21 protein-coding genes and 1 pseudogene are annotated in these 20,932 nt (G+C 67.3%); 11 read left to right on the top strand and 11 right to left on the bottom strand.

Annotated elements, in window-relative coordinates; genetic code table 11:
• Positions 1-11: 11 nt before the first annotated feature.
• A complete protein-coding gene (locus tag PGN27_RS02255) occupies positions 12-932 on the bottom strand; it encodes an alpha/beta fold hydrolase (protein ID WP_335324627.1) in 921 nt (306 codons plus the stop codon).
• Between the two features lie 55 nt (positions 933-987).
• Positions 988-1,266, bottom strand: coding sequence for a WhiB family transcriptional regulator (locus PGN27_RS02250; RefSeq protein WP_141863561.1), 279 nt, complete (start codon positions 1,264-1,266; stop codon positions 988-990).
• Positions 1,267-1,368: 102 nt separating this feature from the next.
• Here PGN27_RS02250 and PGN27_RS02245 point away from each other — a divergent pair, with 102 nt between their 5' ends.
• Positions 1,369-1,995, top strand: coding sequence for a TetR/AcrR family transcriptional regulator (locus PGN27_RS02245; protein ID WP_335324626.1), 627 nt, complete (start codon positions 1,369-1,371; stop codon positions 1,993-1,995).
• A 77-nt stretch (positions 1,996-2,072) separates the two neighbouring features.
• The gene (locus tag PGN27_RS02240; protein ID WP_335324625.1) at positions 2,073-2,738 is read left to right on the top strand and encodes a GNAT family N-acetyltransferase; all 666 of its coding nucleotides are present in this window, start codon (positions 2,073-2,075) and stop codon (positions 2,736-2,738) included.
• 47 nt (positions 2,739-2,785) lie between these two features.
• Here PGN27_RS02240 and PGN27_RS02235 read toward each other — a convergent pair whose 3' ends face one another.
• The 4 genes and pseudogenes from PGN27_RS02235 to yaaA form a co-directional block, all read right to left on the bottom strand.
• Entirely contained in the window at positions 2,786-3,769 is a 984-nt protein-coding gene (locus PGN27_RS02235) for a hypothetical protein (RefSeq protein ID WP_335324624.1), read from the bottom strand.
• A gap of 246 nt (positions 3,770-4,015) precedes the next feature.
• Positions 4,016-5,384 (bottom strand): annotated as a pseudogene (locus PGN27_RS02230) (WS/DGAT/MGAT family O-acyltransferase).
• Between the two features lie 44 nt (positions 5,385-5,428).
• Entirely contained in the window at positions 5,429-6,622 is a 1,194-nt protein-coding gene (locus PGN27_RS02225) for an esterase family protein (protein WP_335324623.1), read from the bottom strand.
• Positions 6,623-6,702: 80 nt separating this feature from the next.
• Positions 6,703-7,449: a peroxide stress protein YaaA gene (gene yaaA / locus PGN27_RS02220; protein WP_335324622.1), complete on the bottom strand. Its 747-nt coding sequence runs from the start codon at positions 7,447-7,449 to the stop codon at positions 6,703-6,705.
• A gap of 515 nt (positions 7,450-7,964) precedes the next feature.
• Between yaaA and PGN27_RS02215 the strand changes: the two genes are divergently transcribed.
• Entirely contained in the window at positions 7,965-8,219 is a 255-nt protein-coding gene (locus PGN27_RS02215) for a hypothetical protein (RefSeq protein WP_335324621.1), read from the top strand.
• 4 nt (positions 8,220-8,223) lie between these two features.
• Here PGN27_RS02215 and PGN27_RS02210 read toward each other — a convergent pair whose 3' ends face one another.
• On the bottom strand, positions 8,224-8,892 hold the full coding sequence (locus PGN27_RS02210; protein WP_335324620.1) for a FadR/GntR family transcriptional regulator: 669 nt from the start codon (positions 8,890-8,892) through the stop codon (positions 8,224-8,226).
• A 48-nt stretch (positions 8,893-8,940) separates the two neighbouring features.
• Between PGN27_RS02210 and PGN27_RS02205 the strand changes: the two genes are divergently transcribed.
• Complete coding sequence (locus PGN27_RS02205; protein WP_335324619.1) at positions 8,941-10,188, top strand: CynX/NimT family MFS transporter; 1,248 nt, start codon at positions 8,941-8,943, stop codon at positions 10,186-10,188.
• A 7-nt stretch (positions 10,189-10,195) separates the two neighbouring features.
• Here the strand turns inward: PGN27_RS02205 and PGN27_RS02200 are convergent, their stop codons facing one another.
• Positions 10,196-10,717 carry a C40 family peptidase gene (locus PGN27_RS02200; protein ID WP_418888515.1) on the bottom strand — a complete coding sequence of 174 codons (522 nt, stop codon included), beginning with the start codon at positions 10,715-10,717 and terminating at the stop codon, positions 10,196-10,198.
• Between the two features lie 318 nt (positions 10,718-11,035).
• Between PGN27_RS02200 and PGN27_RS02195 the strand changes: the two genes are divergently transcribed.
• The 3 genes from PGN27_RS02195 (at position 11,036) to PGN27_RS02185 (ending at position 13,698) form a co-directional block, all read left to right on the top strand.
• Positions 11,036-11,572: an Rv1352/Rv1906c domain-containing protein gene (locus PGN27_RS02195; protein ID WP_335324618.1), complete on the top strand. Its 537-nt coding sequence runs from the start codon at positions 11,036-11,038 to the stop codon at positions 11,570-11,572.
• 160 nt (positions 11,573-11,732) lie between these two features.
• Positions 11,733-12,911 carry an acyltransferase family protein gene (locus PGN27_RS02190; protein WP_335324617.1) on the top strand — a complete coding sequence of 393 codons (1,179 nt, stop codon included), beginning with the start codon at positions 11,733-11,735 and terminating at the stop codon, positions 12,909-12,911.
• A 109-nt stretch (positions 12,912-13,020) separates the two neighbouring features.
• Entirely contained in the window at positions 13,021-13,698 is a 678-nt protein-coding gene (locus tag PGN27_RS02185; protein WP_418888546.1) for an Rv0518 family GDSL lipase, read from the top strand.
• A 1-nt stretch (position 13,699) separates the two neighbouring features.
• Here the strand turns inward: PGN27_RS02185 and PGN27_RS02180 are convergent, their stop codons facing one another.
• Positions 13,700-14,359, bottom strand: coding sequence for an MOSC domain-containing protein (locus tag PGN27_RS02180; protein ID WP_335324616.1), 660 nt, complete (start codon positions 14,357-14,359; stop codon positions 13,700-13,702).
• Positions 14,360-14,381: 22 nt separating this feature from the next.
• On the opposite strand from PGN27_RS02180, the gene PGN27_RS02175 reads away from it, so the two are divergent.
• From PGN27_RS02175 to PGN27_RS02165, 3 genes are read left to right on the top strand one after another with little or no spacing between them, the layout of a single operon-like run.
• Positions 14,382-15,536: an alkaline phosphatase family protein gene (locus PGN27_RS02175; RefSeq protein ID WP_335324615.1), complete on the top strand. Its 1,155-nt coding sequence runs from the start codon at positions 14,382-14,384 to the stop codon at positions 15,534-15,536.
• A gap of 12 nt (positions 15,537-15,548) precedes the next feature.
• Entirely contained in the window at positions 15,549-16,475 is a 927-nt protein-coding gene (locus PGN27_RS02170; protein ID WP_335324614.1) for an enolase C-terminal domain-like protein, read from the top strand.
• A gap of 4 nt (positions 16,476-16,479) precedes the next feature.
• Positions 16,480-17,730 carry a cytochrome P450 gene (locus PGN27_RS02165; protein WP_335324613.1) on the top strand — a complete coding sequence of 417 codons (1,251 nt, stop codon included), beginning with the start codon at positions 16,480-16,482 and terminating at the stop codon, positions 17,728-17,730.
• 13 nt (positions 17,731-17,743) lie between these two features.
• Here the strand turns inward: PGN27_RS02165 and PGN27_RS02160 are convergent, their stop codons facing one another.
• Positions 17,744-19,306 carry a DUF222 domain-containing protein gene (locus tag PGN27_RS02160; protein ID WP_335324612.1) on the bottom strand — a complete coding sequence of 521 codons (1,563 nt, stop codon included), beginning with the start codon at positions 19,304-19,306 and terminating at the stop codon, positions 17,744-17,746.
• A gap of 143 nt (positions 19,307-19,449) precedes the next feature.
• Entirely contained in the window at positions 19,450-20,343 is an 894-nt protein-coding gene (locus PGN27_RS02155) for an aminoglycoside phosphotransferase family protein (RefSeq protein WP_335324611.1), read from the bottom strand.
• 52 nt (positions 20,344-20,395) lie between these two features.
• Here PGN27_RS02155 and tpx point away from each other — a divergent pair, with 52 nt between their 5' ends.
• Positions 20,396-20,887, top strand: coding sequence for a thiol peroxidase (tpx, locus tag PGN27_RS02150; protein ID WP_335324610.1), 492 nt, complete (start codon positions 20,396-20,398; stop codon positions 20,885-20,887).
• Positions 20,888-20,932 lie beyond the last annotated feature (45 nt).

Genomic DNA, 20,932 nt, shown 5'->3' with positions numbered 1-20,932 from the left:
CCGAACTCCTTTCAGCGAGAGTTGGGCCTCTCGCGATCCCAGATGTCCAACATCGTACGGAGGATCTCTTCGGCGCGACCGAGCCCCCCGAGATGGCTTTCCCCGGACAGCACCGTCATCTCGGCATCGGGGAGCCGCGACACCGCATGCGCGCCGTGGGCAAAGGGGACGATGTGATCCTTGTCGCCGTGCCACCAGCGCACCGGCACTTTTACCTCGTCGAGCCGGAAGCCCCAGTCTCTGACGAAGTCGACGATGTCGTAGAACGGTGCCGCCAACTGTTTGCGGCTGCCGTTGAGCAGATCGTCGAGGAACATGGCCTTGAACTCCGGGCGGCCGAGCAACTTGCGGTCGCCCTCGGGGGAGACGCGTGCGTAGAGGTCCAGCGCCGGTGAGCCGATCGGCGCGACGATCTTGATCACCGTCGCCGCAGCCAACCGGATGGGCGCCCCGGCGAGGTGCAGGACGGGAGCCACCGTCGAGCCCAGGTTCATCAGAGGGCTGGTGATGCCATCGGGTCCGACGTAGGGCGCCACGCCACCGAGCACACCGGCCGCGACCACCCGATCGGACATGGCCGCGGCGGCGGCCAGCGTGTACGGTCCGCCACCGGACAGTCCGACGACCGCGAACTCGTCGATGCCGAGGGTATCGGCGATCGTGCCCAGATCTGCGGCAAAGGCCAGCACGTTCGGGTATTGGTGTGGTGTCGAGGCGCCGATGCCGGGCCGGTCGACCCCGATCAACCGGATTTTCTCCAGTTCGGCATACGCCCGAGCCTCGGCAGGTATCTGGCGTCGTGCCCCGGGCGTGCCGTGCAACCAGAAGATCGCCCGGCCGTGTGGGTCACCGAACTCGGCGAATCCGAGTTGGCGGTCTGCGCTGACCGCCACATTGCCCTCCAGTTTGGGGCGTTCGATGGGTGGAACCATCAGCAGAGTGTGTCATGGCTAACAGTGCCGAAACACCCTGGCCTGCGGGTTGCGGTCAGCTCGATCGGCGCCGCACGGACACTCCATTGCGTTCAGCGAGCGAGCGCAGTTGTTTGAGGGCGAACTGCCGACTGCGACCGGCGGGCGGAAGCACGATCCCGGCCCACAGTCCCTCGGCGCCCGGTGTCACGCAGGCCTCCTTCGCGCACTGCCAGCGCCGTGGACAGGCGCGGCACAGCGCTTTGGCTCCCTCGTCGGCGGTCGTCGTCCAACGGTCGGGATCTTGCGTGCACGGTGCCGTCCACATCCCCTCGGCTGCCGTTATCGGATGCATGTTCCCCCCTTCCAAAACTCCGAACTCGACAATACGTTTGTATCGTAAATTCGTCTTTACCGTCGAGGCGGTGGAGGAGTGATGTTGACTACGGTTACTCATGTGAGCGCAGAGGGCGGCGGACCGGGCGTGGCAGAACCGCGCAGTATCGACAGAATTCGCCATGCGGCGCTGGCGAGCTTCGCCGCGCAGGGGGCTGCCGCGACGACGCTGCGCGGCGTGGCCGCGGCCGCGGGGGTGTCCCTGGGGTTGGTGCAGCATCACTTCGCGACGAAAGCCGGGCTGATCAAGGCCGTCGACGAGTACGTCATCGACGTGGTGATCACGCCGATGGCCCAGCCGATCGACGAGCGAACCTCCGATTCGATCTCCGAGGTGGGTCGCCGGGTGAATCGGATACTTGCCGAGCACCCGGACGTGGCGGCCTATCTCGGCCGCGCATTGGTCGACGGCAGTGCGCTGGGGCACGTGGTCTTCGACCGCCTCTTCGAGGTCGGCGTCGCACGCTGGCAGGCACGTGCCGACAGCGGCGAGGCGCGCCCCGATATCGACGTGGTGTGGGCGGCGACGAATGCGCTGGTGCTCGCCCTGGGGGCGGTGAGTCTGCGACCGCATATCGAGCGTCATCTGCCCGAACCGTTCACCGCCCCATCCCAACTCGACCGTTGGCAGACCTCGGTGGACACGCTGTTGCGGGAGGGTCTGTTCCCGCCCCCCGAGCAGAGCTGACCTTGCGCACCCGCCACACGTGTTCCATGGCGCGGCGATTCGACGAGAAGCGGATCGCTCGGGTCTAAGGTTGGGGCATGACCGATCTGGATCGTGCTGCCGCCCGTCGTGATATCACCGATGCCTTGCTCAAGGCTCTCGACCGCAGGCACGAGGTGCTCGACATCATCGTCGACTCCGATGACCGTGATGCCGCCGTCGCGGCGATCGCCGAGCTGCTCGGCACCACGCATGCGGGCAGTGAGGCGGTGTTCGGGCTGTCCTTCGACAAGCTGACCAAGGATTCGCGCCGCAGCATCGCGGCCGAGTTGGAGGATCTCAACAGCCAGCTGACCTTCACCCTCAACGACCGCCCCGCTTCAGGATCCGAGAGTCTGGTGCTGCGCACCTTCTCCGGCACCGAGGACCGCGATATCTTCGGTGCCCGCCTCGAAGACATGCACACCGCCGGCGACGGTAGGGGCGGTCCCGCGGGCAGCCTTGACGATGAGATCGACGCCGCGCTCGGCAGGGTCGACGCCGAAGAGGCGGCCTGGTTCGTCGCGCTGGAGGGGGATCGCAAGGTCGGCATGGTGCTCGGCGAGTTGATCGACCACGAAGTCGAGGTGCGCGTCTGGATCCATCCGGAATGTCGCAAGAAGGGCTATGCGACCGCCGCGCTGCGCAAGTGCCGATCGGAGATGGCGATCTACTTCCCCGCCGTTCCGGTGGTGGTGCGTGCCCCCGGCGTGCCTGCCCCCTGATCGCTCAAAACTGTTGACTCGCAGGTTATTTGCGACGTAGGTGTCGGCTACCAATCCGTTCGCGCCACATCGGGCGCGGAGGTGGTGTCGTCCTGGGTGGGTTGCGTGGTCGCCGACCAGGCGGTGCCCTCGCACACCAGATCGCCCGGGAACGGGATCGCGGCGGGCAGCTGGACCGGCAGGCCCGGCATTTCCGGTAGGGCCAGCGGTGGCGGCGGAGTCGCGGCCAAGACCGCGGGCGCCGAGGCGATGGCGGGCAGGACGGTATCGGTGGCCAGCGCGGCAGCAGTCGGGGCCGATATGGCCGCAGCCGACGCGGCCGCCGCGGAGTCGATGGGTGCAACGGCCGCCGGAATCGGAGCGGCAGCCTCGACCAGCGTGGCTGCTGCGGGTTCGACCGGAACCGGGACGGTCTCGACGACTTCGGGAATCGGCGCCGGCGCCGCGATTTCGGCCACCACCGGCACCGGGGGAGGTGCGGGAGCCGCTGCGGGTTCAGGTGCCGCGACCGCCGACTCGACGACGGGCGCCGCGGGAGGTACCGCGGCGGCGGCCTGCGACAACGGTGCGGCGGCCGGAGTGACCGCCGGCGCCGCGCCCGTCACTGGTACCGGTACCGGTGCCGCGGCGGGTAGCGCAGGAACCGGCACCACGGGTACCGCCTGTGCCGGCGGACCGATCGGCGCGCCCGACAATGGTTGTGCAGGAGGCGGTCCGGCCAGCGCAGGCGATATCAGGTCCAGTGTCTCGGTCGCGACAGGCGCTGGGGCCGGCAGTCCCGCGATGGGCTCGGGGACGGGTTCGGCGAACAGTTCGGGCGCCGGTGGTGCCGGAACGGGCGCCGGTTCGGGCGCCGGTGGCACGGCAGCGGCCTCGATCAACGGGGCTGCGGTGTCTTCGGACGCCGGCGCCGCAGCTGCGGCATGGACTGCTTCTGGGATGATCTCGGGATTGGTGGCGAGCTGCTGGACCATGTCCAGACAAGGCACGCCCGGACTCGTCGCCGGCTGGGCAGAAGCAACGGAACTCATGGCCAGCACGCCCAACCACATCCCTGCCGTAGCAACAGACGTGCTTGCGAGCCTGTTGGCGGTGGATGGCATCGATTTCCTGATTCGGCCGGCGACAAGCGACGTGGGAAACCTATCGCGGCTCAGGTCCCAGATACACCGCAGGTCGGAGCCGAAACCGATCCGATGCGAACTGGTGCCTGTCTCGTGACACCGGCTCTATCGCGAAAAGCGGTTCCTGCAAAGGGCATTGCGGCCGCGCCCGGCTCAGATGGCCGCGGCCGCCTTCTCCAGGTCGGTCAGCGAATCCTCCAGGTGCACGAGCAGCCGCTGTAGGTGCGGCACGCTGCGGCGGCAACCGACGAGTCCGAAATCGAGATTGTCTGCGTTGTTCGTCAGCGTGATGTTGAGGGCCTGACCATCCAGCGCGATCGACATGGGGTAATTGCCGTCGAGCCGGGCGCCGTTCCAGTACATCGGCTCTCGTGCTCCCGGCACGTTTGAAATGACGATGTTGAACGGCGGCGGCGTCGAGGACACGACGCCGGGGACCAGGCTCAGGCCCAGCCCAGCGATGAGGAACCCCGACAGGGCCAGCGCCTGGGTTCGCGGGAGCTCGCTGAAGACCCGCTTGTTGTCGCGTGTCGAGGAGCTGATGGCCTCCAGCCTGCGCAGCGGATCGGCGGTGTCGGTGGCCAGGTTGCACAGGATCGTGCCGACCATGTTCCCACCGGCATCCTGCTCGTGCTCACTGCGCAGACTCACCGGAACCATTGCCACCAGCGGAGTTTCGGGCAACGCGTTCTGCTCTTCGAGGTAGGTGCGCAGTGCACCGGCGCACATGGCCAGCACGACGTCGTTGACGGTGACACCGGTGGCCGCCTTGACCGCCCGGATGCGTGCCAGTGGCCAGGACTGCGCGGCGCACCGGCGGGCGCCGCCGATGGGCACGTTGAACATCGTCTTGGGAGCCCGGTACGGCAGGGTGAGTTGCTGCTCGAGTAGGGCGGCGCGGGCCAGCCCCAACGTGGTCGGAGCCAGCCCCGCGACGGCGGAGGCGGGTACCGGTCACCGAGCGCACCAGCGAGCCCGCCGTGCTCGAGCGCGATATGCTCCGCTTGGGCGCCAGCGTCCAGGGAACCCTGATCTCGCGATCGTGTGGGTCCGCCGACAGAGTCCTGATCATCAGCCGCTGCGCCGAGACGCCGTCGATGAGGGAATGGTGGATCTTGGTGTAGATCGCAAACCTGCCGTCGCTGAGACCCTCGACGAAGTACGCCTCCCACAGTGGCCGATGACGGTCCAGCAGGCTGCCATGGATGCGCGAGGTGAGCTCCAGCAGCTCTCTTACCCGCCCGGGCCGTGGCAGGCCCGAGCGCCGGAGGTGATAGTCGACGTCGACCTCGTCGTCCAAAGTCCAACCGATGTTGGTGATTCCGCCGAAGAACGTCGCCGGATGTTTGCGGAATGTCGGCTGGAAGTCGCCGAAGCCGGCAATCGCCCGATACATCTCCGCCACGAAGTCCGGTCCGGCATCGGCGGGTGGCTCGAAAAGCTGAAGACCTCCCACATGCATCGGATGCTCGCGGGACTCACCGACGAGGAACATCGCATCGGTCGGGGAAATCAGCTTCATGGGGTGAAACTACCCACCCCGATGCCCGTCGTACCGTGGAATTCTCAGGAGGACGGAAGTGCGGCCCTCGGTACCGCCGCCGGGATAGCCGCCGGAATCGCAGCGGGCGGTGCGATGGGTGCGGCGACGCGGGGTGCGGCGGCCAACGGCGGGACGGGTGAGCCCACTGCCGCGGCCGGTTGTCCCGCATCCACGGCCGGAGCGACGGCCGGTGGAAGGCCCGGTGGAAGACCACCGGGCACCGGTGCGGGTGCCGGCGGGGCGGGCGGGATGACTCCCAATACGCGTTGCAGATCCGGCTTCATCGCCTGGAGCTGGGATCCCCAGTAGCCCCAGCTGTGCGTGCCGTCCTTCGGGAAATTGAAGACGCCGTTTCGCCCTCCTGCGGCCAGATAGCGCTGCTGGAAGGTCTTGTTCGTGTTCAGGGTGATGTTCTCCAGGAACTGTGCGCTGAACATGCCTCCGAAATCACCGCCGGTGTCGAGGTCTGAGGGCGTGCCGTCCCCGCAGTAGATCCAGATCGCGGTGCGGTTGGCGGCCAGTGTCGCCACGTTGACCATCGGGTCGTTGCGCCGCCATGCCGGGTCGTTGGTTTGCCCCCACATGGCGGTGGCGTTGTATCCGCCGGCATCGCGCATCGCCAGGCCGATCAGGGTCGGCCAGAGGCCCAGCGACGGGTTGACGAAGCCGGAGAGCGAGGCGGCGAAGATGAACTTGGTGGGGTGCCAGACGGCGAGTGTCAGCGCGGAGCCACCCGACATCGACAGCCCCACAACGGCATTACCGACCGGGCTGATTCCGCGGTTTGCGGCCAGCCAGCCCGGCAACTCCTGGGTCAGGAAGGTCTCCCACTTGTAGGTGAGAGTGCCGTTGTTACCCGTTGCCGGCTGATACCAGTCGCTGTAGAAGCTCGACTGGCCGCCAACGGGCATCACGATGGACAGGCCGGAGTCGTGATACCACTCGAATGCCGCGGTGTTGATATCCCAGCCGCTGAAATCATCCTGGGCCCGCAGGCCGTCGAGGAGATACACCGCATGGGGTCCGCCGCCCTGGAACTCGACACGGATGTTGCGTCCCATCGATGCCGACGGGATGTCGAGTTGTTCGACCGGTAGCCCCGGTCGGGAGAACGCGGCGGCGTCGGGAATGCCGATCAGCGAGCTTGCGATGGCGGTGGCCAGGACTGTGGACACGCAACGACGCGCCCAGCGCCGCAGCCTTGTCGGTTGCGTCATGCACGGCAAGTTAGCAACGTACGGACCTGCTGCACCGGTGCGACGCCCGGTGTGATCACGTTGTTATATAACGATTTAACTCAGGCAGGCACGACGATCGTCAGGTCGTTGCCGTCGCGTTCGACACGCATCCCGGCCCGGCGCGCGATGCCGGCGACCTTGGCGGCATCGTCCGGTTCTGCACGGCTCGCGGCCAGTGCCCTGGCGAGCCTGCCCTTGTGCGCCTTGTTGAAATGGCTTACCACCGAACGATGCCCGTCCTCTCGCTCGGCGAGGACGTCCACCCGCACGGCCCCAGGGCGTCGTCCAAGCCCCACATAGGACCCCGAACGCAGATCGACGACGAGATCGTCTTCGGCGATCTCGGCCAGTAGCGGTTCCAACACCGGACGCCACCGCGCGGCCAGTGTGGGGCGATCGGGAAGCTTCGAACCTGCCGAAAGTCGGTAGGCCGGAACCGGGTCGTCGGCGCGCACCAGTCCGAACAGCGCGGACCCGACCGCCAGCCGGGCGCGCGCCCGCGCCGCAGCGGCGCCGCGCAACGAATCGATGTCGAGTGCGTCGTAGAGCACCCCGGTGTAGCGCTCGATCGCCGCGATGGTCGGAGCGGTCGTCAGCTCGGCATTCCGGGCGATCTCCCCATCCTGGGCGGCGGTCACACCGAGCGCCCGACGAGCGGCAGGGATGTCGGAGGCCAATGCGCCCACCTCGTCGATCAGCTCGGCGCGCACACCGTTGAGGGTGGGAAAGCTCAGCTCGTGCAACCGCAGGGCGGGGCCGTCGCCACCGGCGCGTTTGGTCTCCGAAGGGGGAAGCAGCACGATCACGGCACAGACGTTAGCTCAGGCCACACCGCGCCGTGCCGCCACTCCGGCGCGTCGCGGATGGCCGTCGGGTGCCTGCTGATGTATTTGCTGAAATTGCACGTGCGGGGATATTCGGTGCGTTCCGGCCATTCGTGGAATCGAATGGACCGGCTCGTGCTTTCCGGCCCTCGACATCAAATACGTCGGCATGCGTGGGCATTTTCGGGAGTTCTTTGCGGAGCTGTGGCCGAGCGGATTCGCGCGAACGGAGTTTACGATGGACACACTGGGTGCAATGCCCGCCCGGCGTTCTTTTCGTCTCGTTGCGGCAGACGGATTGACAACGTTCTATTCGGTAAATGAGGATCGGCGTGTTCGGTTGGGCGTCGATCGGTACGAGGGGATCGAACCGATGCTCGTCGGGGGCTGGACGTGCAATGAGAAACAACGCAGGGTCGGATCGCGGATCCGTTTCTGCGTCTCACTCGACTGGGCGACCGCGGATGGCGGTCGCCGCGGATGACTAGGGAGTTCTGGTGACTGCTCAGGGAATCGTCGGTGCCGGCCCCGACAACCAGGATCAGGGATTCGCGATCGATTCGCGGGTGCGCGTCCATGCCGGGACCGAGGAAGAGGCAGTCGGAGTGATCGTCGACGATTTCGGCGACACCGCCGGTCAATCCGTCGATATCGGTGAGCACCACATTGCGGATCCTGCGCGCCGGTGGGCAGTCCTGCTCGACAGTGGCTCGCTGACATTCGTCGATTCCGACGTACTGCAGCCCGAGTAGTCGGCTACTGCTCCGGGAGCCGGTCGAGTAACTCGTCGAGAAAGCCGCCGGCCTCCCTGCTCGCCAGTGCCTCGTCGCTGTCGGCGATGGCCTGGATCAGCCCGCGATGCTGTGGGCTCTCGCCGAGATTCCCGGTACTGGTGACCACACTTGCCAGGACGACTTCGGTCAGCCCGCGGTACAGCTCGGTCAGCACCGCGTTATGCGCGCTGCGCACGATCGCGAAGTGCAGGTCGGCATCCGCACGGGCGAACTCCTCGTACCGGTCTTCGCCGCGCAGCTGCTCGGTTTGCTCCCACAGCTGCCACAACGTGTCCAGATCCTCGGCCGTGCGCGCGGTGGCGGCCAGCCGGGCAGCCTCCACCTCCAGGCATCGCCGCACCTGGAGCACGTCGCGCAGTTCCGTACCGCACAACCTGTGCAGGGCTCCGGAGACCTCGCTGGTGGCCCGCACGTAGGTGCCGTCACCCTGGCGGACCTCGAAGATTCCACTGTGAGCAAGGGCACGGACGGCTTCCCGGACGGTGTTGCGTCCCACTCCGAGGGACTGTGCAAGCTCCGGCTCAGTAGGGATCTTCGCGTTCACCGGCCACTCGCCGGTGGCCACTGAGCTGCGCAGCTGCTCGATGGCCTGGTCGACCAGACCCGTCCGGCGCGTCGATGCCAGCGGCACGCGAAACCCCTTTCATCCAATCATCGGATGTATGGCAACCTAGTGCAGATGAACCACAGCCGCCACCCGCAGACCCTGGACGGCCGGGACGTGGACCTCGACGGTCCGGTCGACCCGCGTCCGGCCGAGGTGGTCGCCGGCGGCGTATTGCTGATGGCGGCGGTCGTGCTGACGGCGGCGAACCTGCGGCCGGCCATCACGAGTGTGGGGCCACTACTCGCGGACATGCGCGGCGAGCTGGGTACATCGGCGTTGTGGGCAGGGCTGCTCACGACGTTGCCAGGGTTGTGTTTTGCGCTGGCGGGGTTGACCGCGCCGCATCTGGCGCGTCGGATCGGATTGGGCCACGCCATCACCGCGGCACTCGGCGTTCTGATCGGCGGACTGGTGCTCCGTGTCGTCGACGGGCCGGCGGTGGTCATCGGCGGCACCCTGGTGGCCACGGCCGGGATCGCCTTGATCAACGTCTTGATCCCCGTCGTGATCAAAGAGTCCTTCCCCGCCCGGATCGGTCTGATGACCGGTATCTACACGGCGGCACTGCAGGGTGGTGGCGCTGCGGGTTCGGCCGTTACGCCGCCGCTGGACGACCTGTTCGGCGGCTGGCGGCCTGCGCTCGGTGCGTGGGCGGGCCTGGCCGCCGCGGCGCTGGTCTTCTGGGTGCTGGCCATCCGTGGGCATCATGCGCGGGCGGCTGCCGCTACACCGACCACCGCGGCGGCACGGCCGCGGTCGATGCTGCGGAACAGATTGGCCTGGACCATCACCGGATTCTTCGGGTGCCAGTCATGCCTGGCGTACATCGTGATGGGCTGGCTGCCCCAGGTCTTCATCGACCACGGGATGAGTAAATCCGATGCCGGACTGCTGCTGGGCCTCAACGCGGTGATCGCCGTACCGATCAGCATCGTGGTGGCACCGATGGCTGCCCGGCGGGCCAGTCAGAGCGGTTGGATCGTCGGCCTCGGATTGCTCGGTTTCGGTGGTGTGCTCGGACTGACCCTCGCGCCGATGGCGGCGCCACTGCTGTGGACGGTCCTGCTCGGCCTGGGGATGAGCGTGTTCTCACTTGCGCTCGCGGTGATCGGTCTGCGCTCGCGGACCGCCGCGGACACCGCTCGGTTGTCCGGGATGGTGCAGGGATTGGGCTATCTGCTGGCCGGGGTCGGTCCATTCCTCTTCGGGCTGCTCCACGAGACGAGCGGTGGGTGGACGGTGCCCTGGGTCATGGTCATGACGGTGTATGTCGTGCAGATGGTGTTGGGCGCATTGGCGGGCCGTCCCCGCTACGTCTGAGTCTTGCCTAGACCGGAACGCCGGGCGGCGGCGGCACCGCGGGCGGGGGTGCCACGGGAGGGAGCTGTCCTGGCGGAGGCGGCACGAAGGCTACCGGCGCGGGAGGCTGGGGCGCAGGCGGCGGCGGTGTGCCGGGCGCGGGCGGCGGCGGAGCGATCTCCTCGACCGGCAGATACATGTGCTTGGTGAATTGCGGCTGGTAGGCGCCACCGCCGCCGATCTTGACTCCGCCGCCTTCGCCGGAGGACACCGCGGTCCCGTCCGGCAGGGTCACGGCGGTGTGACCGCTGTTCCAGCCGATCACCAGGGCGCCGGGCTGAGTGCCGTACTTGAACCCGCGAGCCAGCAGCGCGCTCTCCTGGTTGCCGGTATCGAACCGATCGCCGAACACCGGCCGATTCGTCGCGGCATTACTCACCCACGATGCGAGTCCCGAGCAATCTGTACCGGCGGGGGAGTCCCCACCCACGATGTACGGCGTTCCCGACACCTGGCCAACGAGCGCCAAAAGTGAAGCTACAGCAAACATGGCGTCGGACGCTAACAGAGCATTTTGTAAGCAGGCAAAATCCTGTGACACCCAACACAGGCTTGAAAAGTCGCAGTTCACGTCACAATTGCGCGCCGTGTCGGTTCTCCAATGCACTGCTTGACGCCTTGTTTTTCGACTCCATGGCAACTTGTCGCAAACTCCACTACGCTGCTGCGGCCCGGGGGTCCGCGCTGTCGGGGGTAAGCCCGAAAATCGAAGAGCCACTGGCGATCTGCCGCATCCTGCAACGTCGACGGGCAGGTGCGTCGCGCCACGCGTTTCATCGGCTGCGTCTGCGCGCTTATTCTGGGTGTCATGGCTTTGAGGAACCCGGCGATGCTCGGTGCGGTCTTGGCGGTGGCTGCGATGGCCTCCGCCGGTATTGCGGCGGCCGAACCGCCGGCGCCGAACCCGGCCCCCGCGGACCCGGCCGCACCCGCCGCCGATCCCGCTCCGGCACCGGCGACCGTCATCGACAAGGACGGCTCTTATCGGGTCGGCGTCGATATCGTTCCCGGTGTGTACGCCTCGGCGGGACCCTTCCCCGACGGCACCTGTTCCTGGCGGCGGATGGCGCCGGCCGCCGAGGGTGCCGAACAGGGCGAGACCCTCGACCGTGCGTTCACCAAACAGCCCCAGGTCGTCCAGATCCTGCCGACCGATGGTGTGTTCAAGACCACCGAGTGCCAGGCGTGGACGCTGACCAATCAGCCGCCGCCGGCACCGGGCATGGGTCCGCTACTTGCCGGACTGCAGGTCCGCGGTTATCTCGACTCGCTCAACCGCAATGCCCAGCAGTACGAGGCCAACAAGCCCCCGGCTCCCGCACCAGCGCCAGCTCCAGCGCCATAGCCCGACACAGACTGCTGATCCCACGACGCGAATTCGCCCTACCGCACGGTGGCCCGAAGCGCTGTTATTCTGCGTGAGCCGGAAGTAGGGACCTCGGGGAGAACGGTCCGCCCGGGCAGTGCGCGGGAGCGCGAGGTAATCGGAACGCGAAAAGAGTGTCGTGCGTAGCGGAGAAATCAAGGCCCTCACCGGCCTTCGCCTCTTCGCCGCCATCTGGGTCGTGTTGTTCCATTTCCGCCCGCTGCTGGCCGAGTCGATACCCGACGTCAACACCGCATTGGCGCCGATACTCAACAGTGGCGCGCAGGGCGTCGACCTCTTCTTCATCCTCAGCGGTTTCGTCCTGGCCTGGAATTACCTGGATCGAATGGGGCCGACCTGGTCGACCCGCGACACTCTGCACTTCCTGTGGATGCGGTTGGCCAGGGTGTGGCCGGTCTATCTGGTCACCTTGCACCTGGCCGCCCTGTGGATCATCTTCACCCTTTACGTCGGGCGTTTCCCTTCCGAAGTGGCCGACACCCTGACCGCCACCAGTTATCTGCGCCAGCTGTTCCTCGTGCAGCTGTGGTATCAGCCGTACTTCGACGGCTCCAGCTGGAACGGCCCGGCGTGGTCGATCAGCGCCGAGTGGCTGGCCTACCTGATCTTCGGTTTCCTGGCGTTGGTGGTGTTCCGGATGGCCGCGGCCACCAGGGCGCGCAGCTTGCTGCTGTTGTCCTTTGCGGCCACCCTGCCGCCCGTGATGTTCCTGCTGGCCAGCGGACAGTTCTACACCCCGTGGAGCTGGTTGCCCCGCATCCTGATGCAGTTCACCGCCGGAGTCATCGCCTGCGCGGCGGTGCGCCGGCTGTACCCCAGCGACCGGGCCCGGACAGCGGCGGGGCTGGCATCCATCGCGCTGGTCGCCACGATCATCGGCAGCCTGTACTGGTTGGACGCGCATCCATTCCCCGGTGTGATCGACAGCGGGGGAGTCGTCGACCTGCTGTTCGTGCCGCTGGTGGTCACCCTGTCGATCGGTGCGGGCACGCTGCCATGGCTGCTCTCGCACCGCATCCTGATCTACGGCGGGCAGATCTCGTTCAGCCTGTACATGGTCCACGAGCTGGTCCACACCGCCTGGATCTGGGCGGCCAAGCAGTTCGAACTGACGATGGCCGGACCCGGTGGCGTGTGGTGGCTGGTCGCGGTGTTCGTCATCACGCTGATGGCATCGGCGGCGCTGTATCACGTGGTAGAGGAGCCGGCCAGGATATGGATGCGTCGGATGGTCGGCAGAAAGAAGGCTGCCGCCAGTGTGCACGCGGTGGACTCCGAGACCCGGCTGTCGGCATGACCCGCCAAGTGGCCCCAATGGCTGTGTGCGGCAGGGTTTCTCACGGGTTCGTCGAGTAAGCTCGCCGCCGATGATCATGACAGACGCGCCGCGGCGCCCCGGCCTGCCGTTGTCCGCCATGGCGGCGGTGATGGTGATGCTCGCATGCCTCGTGACGCCGGGCGCCCGCATCGACGCGCGACCGCTGTCGGTGGAAACACCGTTGAGCCGGGTTGCGGTCATCGGTGACTCGTACACCAACGGGACCGATTGGGGCGGGATAGGTGCGGCGGGGTGGCCGGCCCAGGCCTGGCAGTTGCTGGCTGCCCAGGGCAGGCCCGTCGTCGCCGATGTCGCGGCCGAGGGTCGGGCAGGCTATGGCGTGCGGGGCGACCGCGGCAGCCTGTTCTGGGATCTCACGACGCGCGCTGTCCAGCCAGATGATCGGTTGGTGGTGTTCTTCGGATCGCGCAACGACCAACCGGTGCCGGTCACCGATGTCGTCGATCAGGCACGCAATGCCTTCGCCCTGGTGCGCGGGATCGCACCGGCGGCCCGCCTCCTGGTCATCGGACCGCCCTGGCCGACTGCCGACGTGCCGGTGGAAGTGCTGCGCATCCGGGATGCACTGGCCGTGGTGGCCCGATCGGCAGGCGCGCGATTCGTCGATCCGATCGCCGAGGGCTGGTTCGTCGGCCGCCCCGATCTGATCGCCCCCGACGGCGTGCATCCCACCGATGCGGGACACCTTTACCTTGCCGACAAGATCGCCCGCCTGATGGGTGCGCAGCTGACGCCACGACGCTGATTCACACCCCGGCTCTGCGGCGGGCCTTTTCCTTCAGCGGATCCGGCAGGGCGTCGGCCGCGAGCAGGGCGGGCCACAGGCCGGGCTTCGTCGTCATCGCCCGAAAGACGGTCCCTATCGTCACGTCATGGTCCGGTCGATCGATGATCTCGATGGCGTCGCCCCCGCGTACCGCCCCCGGCGAGATGACGCGCAGATACGCCCCGGGCGCACCCTTGCGGGTGAATGTCTTGATCCAGCCCTCGATGTCCAGCCACGCCGAGAAGGTCCGGCACGGTGTGCGGGGACGAGTCACCTCCAGGACGAGACCGTCGGTGCCGATGCGCCAGCGTTCACCGACGAGCGCGTTGGTGACGTCGATGCCCGCCGTGGTGAGATTCTCGCCGAAGGCGCCGTTGCCGATATCGCGGCCGAGTTCGCGCTCCCAGAAGTCCAGATCTTCCCGGGCGTAGGCATACACCGCTTGGTCGTCACCGCCGTGATACTTCTGTTCGCTGACCAGATCGCCGACCAGGCCGCTGCCGAGACCGCCGCGCATCGGGCCGGGGGCTCGCACGGTGACCGCATCGTCGGTCGGGCGTTTGTCGATGCCGGTCGGCTTCTTCTTGTGATCGGGATTGGTCATGGGGTGGGCGATGTTGACCGTCAGCACGCTCGACATGGGGCAAGCCTAGTCTGGCGGCATGTTCGTCTCCCCGCGCTACGGCACCGGCGCCCTGGCAGACCTTCTTCCGTCCGTGCTCGGGGTTCTCGGTGTGGCCGGGGAGTACGACCGGATCGGTCTGGATCTGGGTGAGGTGCGACGGGTCGCCGTCCTGCTGATCGACGGCATGGGTAGCGAGTTGGTGGCGGCCCGCGGAGACGTCGCTCCGCTGCTGGCCACCCGGCCGGACCGTTCGCTGACCGCGGGCTTTCCCAGCACGACGGTCGCCAGCCTGGCGTCGCTGGGCACCGGCCTGCCGTCGGGGGAGCACGGTTTGGTCGGCTATCTGCTTTCCGTGCCCGGTCACGACCGCTTGATGAATCCGCTGAAGTGGGGGTTGATGGGTCAGGGGCCCAAGGTCGATCTGCTCAAAAGACTCGTCCCCGAGCAGTTCCAGCCATCGCGGACCGTCTTCGAGCGGGCGGCCGCAGACGGTGTGGTGGTGACCCAGGTGGCACCGACTTATCAGGCGGGCTCCGGGCTGACGCGGGCGGCGCTTCGCGGCGGAGACTTCCGGCCGACCTTCTCCTCGGGCGACCTCGTCGACGGGGTGCTGACGGCGCTGTCGGCTGCCGACCGGACGCTGGTCTACGCCTATCACGGCGACCTCGACATGACCGGCCATGTGCGTGGTCCACACTCGGAATCCTGGGCGCTGGAACTGCAGCAGATCGACCTCACGATCAGACTGATCGCCGAACGGCTGCCGGCCGGATCGGCGCTGATCGTCACCGCCGACCACGGCATGGTGCAGGTCGCCGACCCGGTCGACTTCGACAACACAGCCGTGCTGCAGACCGGTGTGCGCACGCTGGGCGGTGAGCCACGCGCCCGGCACGTCTACACCGAACCCGGCGCGGCCGACGAGGTAGCCGCGACCTGGCGCGAGACGTTGGGCCCCGACTTCACCGTGTTGACGCGCGCCGAGGTCACCGCGGCCGGTTGGTTCGGGCCGAACGTGCGCGAGGGCGTCGGGCCGCGCATCGGCGATGTCGTGGTGGTCTCCGATACCGACCGCGCCGTGATCCGCTCCGGTGCCGAACCCATGCAATCGAACCTGCTAGGCCATCACGGTTCGCTGACGCCGGCGGAAATGTTGGTGCCGTTGTACACCTTTGCGGCCGCGGGCAACTAGCGTCCACTGCTTGTGCAGACCCTCATCGACCTCGAGGCCGCCGTGGTGTTCGCCGTTCCGCTCCGTGACGGAGGCACCCACGAGGGCATGGTGCTCGAGGGACCGCAGGGCTGGGGCGAATTCAGCCCCCCTGTCGACTGTCCCGATCAGCTGCTCGGACGGTGGCTCACGGCCGCCACCGAGGTGGGCACGGTCGGCTGGCCGGACGCCGTGCGCGGTCGCGTCCCCGTCGCCGTCGGCATCGGTGCCGTCGACCCGGGTCGTGCCCACGCGCAAGTCGTCGAATCGGGATGCCGCACCGCCACGGTTGAGGTACACGGTGGGACGGGTGAGGACATCGATCGCGTGGCGGCGGTCCGTGCGGCGCTGGGGCCCGACGGGAAAATCCGGTGCGATGCGCGGGAGCGTTGGGACGCCGAAAGCGCGGTGAGTGCGATCAGGGCGCTGGACCGCGCCGCCGCCGGCCTGGAGTTCGTCGCGCGCCCGTGTGCCGACCACGAGCAGCTGCGCACCGTACGACGCCTGGTCGATGTGCCGATCGCCATCCCCGCTGCACCCGATCTGGAGATGCGCGGCCTTGCCGATATCGCGATCCTGCACTGTGGTCTTCTCGGCGGTGCACGGCGGGCACTGCGCGTCGCCGAGATCAGCGGCCTGCCCTGCGTGGTGACCTCGGGCGAGCAGACCAGCGTCGGTGCAGCGGTCGGGGTTGCTCTTGCCGGCGCGCTGCCGACGCTGCCGTATGCCTGCGAACTGGGTGCGGGCCTGGTGGTGGCTGCGGATCCCGTCGCGGAGTCACGAAGTCTGGTCCCCGTCGAGGGGTTCTTACCGGTCGCGCCGATGTCACCGGCGCCGCAATTACCTGCTGAGTACACGGTGACGGATCCGGAACGAATTCGGTGGTGGCGCAGACGTCTGCAGAACGCGATTGCACAATGAGGGCATGACCTCCGTGTCCACCCCGCAGGTTCTCCTGGGCCGCGCACTCGACCCGGCCAACCGGGTCGATCCCTATCCGGTGTATCGCCAGCTGCGTGAACACGGACCCCTCCAGATCCCTGAGATCAGCCTGACGGTGTTGTCCTCGTACGCACATTGCGATGCGGTGTTGCGGCATCCGGCATCGTCCAGCGACCGCATGAAGTCGGCCATCGCGCAGCGTCAGATCGCGGCAGGGGAGCAGCCCCGTCCGTTTGGTTTGGCTGGACTCGTCGACAAGCGGCGGACACCTGCCTTCCTGTTCCTCGACCCGCCTGATCACACCCGGCTGCGCAAACTGGTGGCCAAGGCGTTCGCGCCACGGGTGATCAACCAGTTGCGCGAGGAGATCGTCAGCACGGTCGATTCTTTGCTGGATACGGCGCACGAGCGTGGCGAGTTCGATGCGGTCAGCGGGCTGGCCTATCCGGTTGCGGTGGCGGTCATCTGCCGACTGCTCGGTGTTCCTGTCGAGGACGAACCGAAGTTCGGGATCGCTTCCACCCTGTTGGCGCAGACGGTCGATCCGTTCCTGTCGCCCACCGGCGAGGTACCCGAGGGGTTCACCGACCGCATCGAGGCCGGCAAGTGGTTGCGGCGCTATTTCCGCGACCTCATCAGCGCGCGGCGGCGCAATCCCGGTGACGACCTGATCTCCGCGCTGATCGCCGTCGAGGAGTCCGGGGACCAGTTGTCCGAGGACGAGATCATCTCGACCTGCAATCTGTTGCTCATCGCCGGTCATGAGTCGACGGTCAGCATGATGGCCACCGCGGTGTTGGCCATGCTTCGCGACAAGCGGCAATGGGCGGCGCTGGGTGCCGACCCGACGCGTGCATTGCGAGTCATCGAGGAGACGCTGCGTTTCGATCCGGCCGCGCAGCTGCTGGGCCGCGTCGCCGCTGAGGAGATCACCCTGGGGGATCTGCGTATTCCTAAGGGCGACACCATGATCGTGTTGTTGGCCGCTGCCCACCGCGACCCCGCGGCGAACCAGAACCCGGACGTCTTCGACCCGGACCGCGCAGTCATCCGCCATCTCGGCTTCGGCCATGGTGCGCATTTCTGTCTTGGCGCACCTTTGGTGCGGCTGGAAGCCTCGATCGTGCTGTCGGCAGTGACCAAGCGGTTTCCGAAGGCCGAGCTCGGCGGCGATCCCGTATACAAGCCCAATGTCACGCTGCGCGGCATGTTGTCGTTGCCGGTGACCGTGTAGGGCAGACAGACTTTCAGAAGGGCGGGTCGCCGTCGAGGGCGATGGCGGTGGCGTTGCGGGTGCGTTCGGCGTTGATGCGGTAGTTGCGGTCGTGTTGTCGGGTGCGTTGGCGGCGTGGGATGTCGGGGTCGCGGTCCCACTCACCGATCAGGGTGATGTGTCGCGCCCTGGGTATCGGGGTGTCGATGGTGGTGTGCGGGAACAGGATCGGTGCGAGCGGCATCGTCGTGTAGGTGTGCCCGGTGGGAGCAGTCCATTCGGTGGTGCCGCCGGGGTGTGCTTTGGGTGTCCAGCCGGTTTTCAGGGTTTTGAGTAGGTGGTGTTCGCGGCAGAGCGGGCGCAGGTTGCCCGGGTGGGTGGCTCCGGCCGGCCACGGGGTGAGGTGGTCGAGGTCGCAGCGCTGGGCGGGCTTCCCGCAACCGGGGAAGCAGCACGTCATCGATGTCATGCGGACGAAAGCCGCGAGCGCTGTCGAGGGTCGGTAGCGGGGTTCGGAACCCAACTCGGTCGTGTTGTTCAGGGGCCGGACTTTCGCCCCGGTGGCGATGAGTTCGGCGAGCAGGTGGGCGGGGATGATCGCACCATCGAGAGTGATGCCCGTGCTGGCGGCGGGAGCGTTCGGTGTCGCTGGTGTCGATGGTGGCTGCGGTTGAGCCTCGGGCTTTGTGGCCGGGGGTTGCTCGGGTGCTGCCTGTCCGGTTGTCGGGTCCTGCGTACCGCTGTCATCGGGTGTGGGCCCCGAGGCGGGCGTCTCCCCGTGCCCGCTGTCGGGTTCTTGTCCGGTGAGCACGTAAATGGTCACCGCACCCGCCCGAGGGTCTTTCCCCGACCCCACGCAGTCGCGGTCACCGCAGAGGCAGGTGAGCTGGTCGGCTCCGGCTAGGACGGCGGCGAGGGCGTCGGCGCGGCGTTGGGCCACGGTGCGTGGATCGCCGTCGCAGACACTGTGGGCGAGTTGGTTGAGGCGGGTGTCGCTGATCGTGGCGTCGGTGGCGCGCATCCGTCCCCAGAACGAGACGACCCCGTCGGGGTCATCGCTGTCGCCGAAGTCGATGTAGCGGTCGTTGGCTGCGGTCTTGGATCGGATGACCGCGATCGGGTCGAATTTGTGGACCCAGAAGTCGACCGCGGCGATCAGTGCGTTCTCCGACAGCGCGCCGTATTGGTGGGCGCTGCCGGAGATCCCGGCATCGATCAACGCCAATGCGTCGTCGTCACAGACGAGTTGGGTGCGCCAGGTGATCGCCGCGATCACCTTCGCCGACACCAACCCCTGCGCGAACGCCTCGGCGGTGCGGGGCAACCGATCACGCAGGGCCATCGCGATGCGCATCTGCGCACTGGCAGCGCGCGGACCGAGAGTGCACGCCGCACTGATCTCGGCCTTCGCCAGCGCCCATCCGTCGATCAACTTCAACGCCGACGACTCGTCCTCGTCCTCACAGTGCCGGGCCGTCACCTCAGCCACCAACGCCAGCCGCCGGGCCGCGGCGGCGGCTTCGGCACGTGTGGCATCGGTGACCGCGGCAATGAGCACCTCATCACTCAACCCAGACAACCCCGACAGTTCGAACATATGTGCTAGTTTACTCGCGACCCCGACATTTGATGATGAGCAACAAAAGGCCAGCTCAGACCGCTGCGAGAGGTGGGGCTGTCCGAGGATCCGACGATGTGCGCCGACGTCCTTCATGGGCCCAGCATCGGCCGGCCGAGCGTCTAGTCCTGCACCGCCTTGGCGATGGCTACACACCTGGTCACGTAGCGCTCGTCGGGGACGGTGTTCTCGGTGAGCTCCCACATTGCGTCGTGCATCATCCGGATGATCACCCAGGCCCTGGCTCGGTCGGTATCGAACCCGGCGGCATCGACCAGCGTGTAGAACCGCCGCCGCACCCCTTCTCGGACGTAACCCTCCAACTCGTCGAATCGGTTGGACAACATCGGCGCCAGCTCGTAGTGCGGGTCGCCGCTCATCGGTTTGGGGTCGATCACCAGCCACGGCTCGCGGTCGGCGCCCAGCACGTTCTCATAATGCAGATCGCCGTGGATGAGAGTGCCACTGCTGGCCGGGTCGCGCGCCAGATCGGCGCCCAGACTCAGCGCCTGTTCCACCAATCGGTGGGGCAACGCCGCGCTGCGCGGCAGCTCGGCCAACTCCGCGTTCCATTTCTCGATGAACCCGACCAGCGGACGCAGCTGGGGTAGGGCCGGCACATGTACATGCCGGTACAGTCCCGCCACGATCTCGCAGGCCTCGATGTCCCACACCTCGTTGAGATTCTGCTGCTTCAGCCGTTCCAGTAACAGTGCGCGCCGACGCGGGTCGGCGCTGAGCAGTCGCACCGTCCCGACACCGCCCCATCGACGCAACGCCAGATGCTCATGTTCGGACTCGTCGTCGGGGTATGCCACCTTGAGCATTGCCGGCACCCCATCGGCGGTCCGAACCGGCAGGACCAGGGAGCAGAAGCCGTGTAATCCCGACCCGTCGACAGTGAGGCTCCAGTCCTCTACTGCGCCCGCGGTCTGGGTGGGCAGATCATCGACCCAGCGCTGCCATTCCGGGCCACGGGCGGCCATCGCGCGGACCCCGTCGGGCAGGTCGATCACCCTGTCGATGCTGCCACGAAACCGAGGGAGCCACTGTGACAGACTGATCGCCATGGCACAGATAACGCTCAAGGGAAACCCCATCAACACCGCTGGTGAGCTGCCCGCCGTCGGCACCGCGGCGCCGGCGTTCAGCCTCACCGGTACCGATCTGGGAACAGTGAGCAACGACCAGTTCAGCGGCAAGGCGCTCGTGCTCAACATCTTCCCGTCCGTCGACACTCCGGTGTGCGCCACGAGCGTTCGCACCTTCAACGAGCGTGCTGCCGCCACCGGCGCCACGGTGCTCAATGTGTCCAAGGACCTCCCGTTCGCACAGAAGCGTTTCTGCGGCGCCGAGGGCATCGAGAATGTCGTGACCGCCTCGGCCTTCCGGGACAGCTTCGGTGAGGACTACGGCATCACCATCACCGACGGACCGATGGCCGGCCTGCTGGGTCGCGCGGTGGTCGTCGTGGGTGCCGACGGCAACGTCGCCTACACCGAACTGGTCCCCGAGATCGCCCAGGAGCCGGATTACGACGCAGCCCTCGCGGCGCTGTAAGCAGACGGAATCGTCAGTGGCGCCGGCGGGCCGAGCCCGCCGGCG

Source organism: Mycolicibacterium neoaurum (assembly GCF_036946495.1).
Taxonomy (GTDB): domain Bacteria; phylum Actinomycetota; class Actinomycetes; order Mycobacteriales; family Mycobacteriaceae; genus Mycobacterium; species Mycobacterium neoaurum_B.
The sequence above is the reverse complement of the archived record's forward strand: the minus strand, read 5'-3'. Positions and strand labels throughout refer to the sequence as shown.

Bases quoted from the DNA above. Each gene is read 5' to 3' on its own strand.
- PGN27_RS02255 (WP_335324627.1), bottom strand. From the start codon at position 932: ATGGTTCCACCCATCGAACGCCCCAAACTGGAGGGCAATGTGGCGGTC.
- PGN27_RS02250 (WP_141863561.1), bottom strand. From the start codon at position 1,266: ATGCATCCGATAACGGCAGCCGAGGGGATGTGGACGGCACCGTGCACG.
- PGN27_RS02240 (WP_335324625.1), top strand. From the start codon at position 2,073: ATGACCGATCTGGATCGTGCTGCCGCCCGTCGTGATATCACCGATGCC.
- PGN27_RS02235 (WP_335324624.1), bottom strand. From the start codon at position 3,769: ATGAGTTCCGTTGCTTCTGCCCAGCCGGCGACGAGTCCGGGCGTGCCT.
- PGN27_RS02225 (WP_335324623.1), bottom strand. From the start codon at position 6,622: ATGACGCAACCGACAAGGCTGCGGCGCTGGGCGCGTCGTTGCGTGTCC.
- PGN27_RS02205 (WP_335324619.1), top strand. From the start codon at position 8,941: ATGAACCACAGCCGCCACCCGCAGACCCTGGACGGCCGGGACGTGGAC.
- PGN27_RS02200 (WP_418888515.1), bottom strand. From the start codon at position 10,717: ATGTTTGCTGTAGCTTCACTTTTGGCGCTCGTTGGCCAGGTGTCGGGA.
- PGN27_RS02195 (WP_335324618.1), top strand. From the start codon at position 11,036: ATGGCTTTGAGGAACCCGGCGATGCTCGGTGCGGTCTTGGCGGTGGCT.
- PGN27_RS02180 (WP_335324616.1), bottom strand. From the start codon at position 14,359: ATGTCGAGCGTGCTGACGGTCAACATCGCCCACCCCATGACCAATCCC.
- PGN27_RS02175 (WP_335324615.1), top strand. From the start codon at position 14,382: ATGTTCGTCTCCCCGCGCTACGGCACCGGCGCCCTGGCAGACCTTCTT.
- PGN27_RS02165 (WP_335324613.1), top strand. From the start codon at position 16,480: ATGACCTCCGTGTCCACCCCGCAGGTTCTCCTGGGCCGCGCACTCGAC.
- PGN27_RS02160 (WP_335324612.1), bottom strand. From the start codon at position 19,306: ATGTTCGAACTGTCGGGGTTGTCTGGGTTGAGTGATGAGGTGCTCATT.
- tpx (WP_335324610.1), top strand. From the start codon at position 20,396: ATGGCACAGATAACGCTCAAGGGAAACCCCATCAACACCGCTGGTGAG.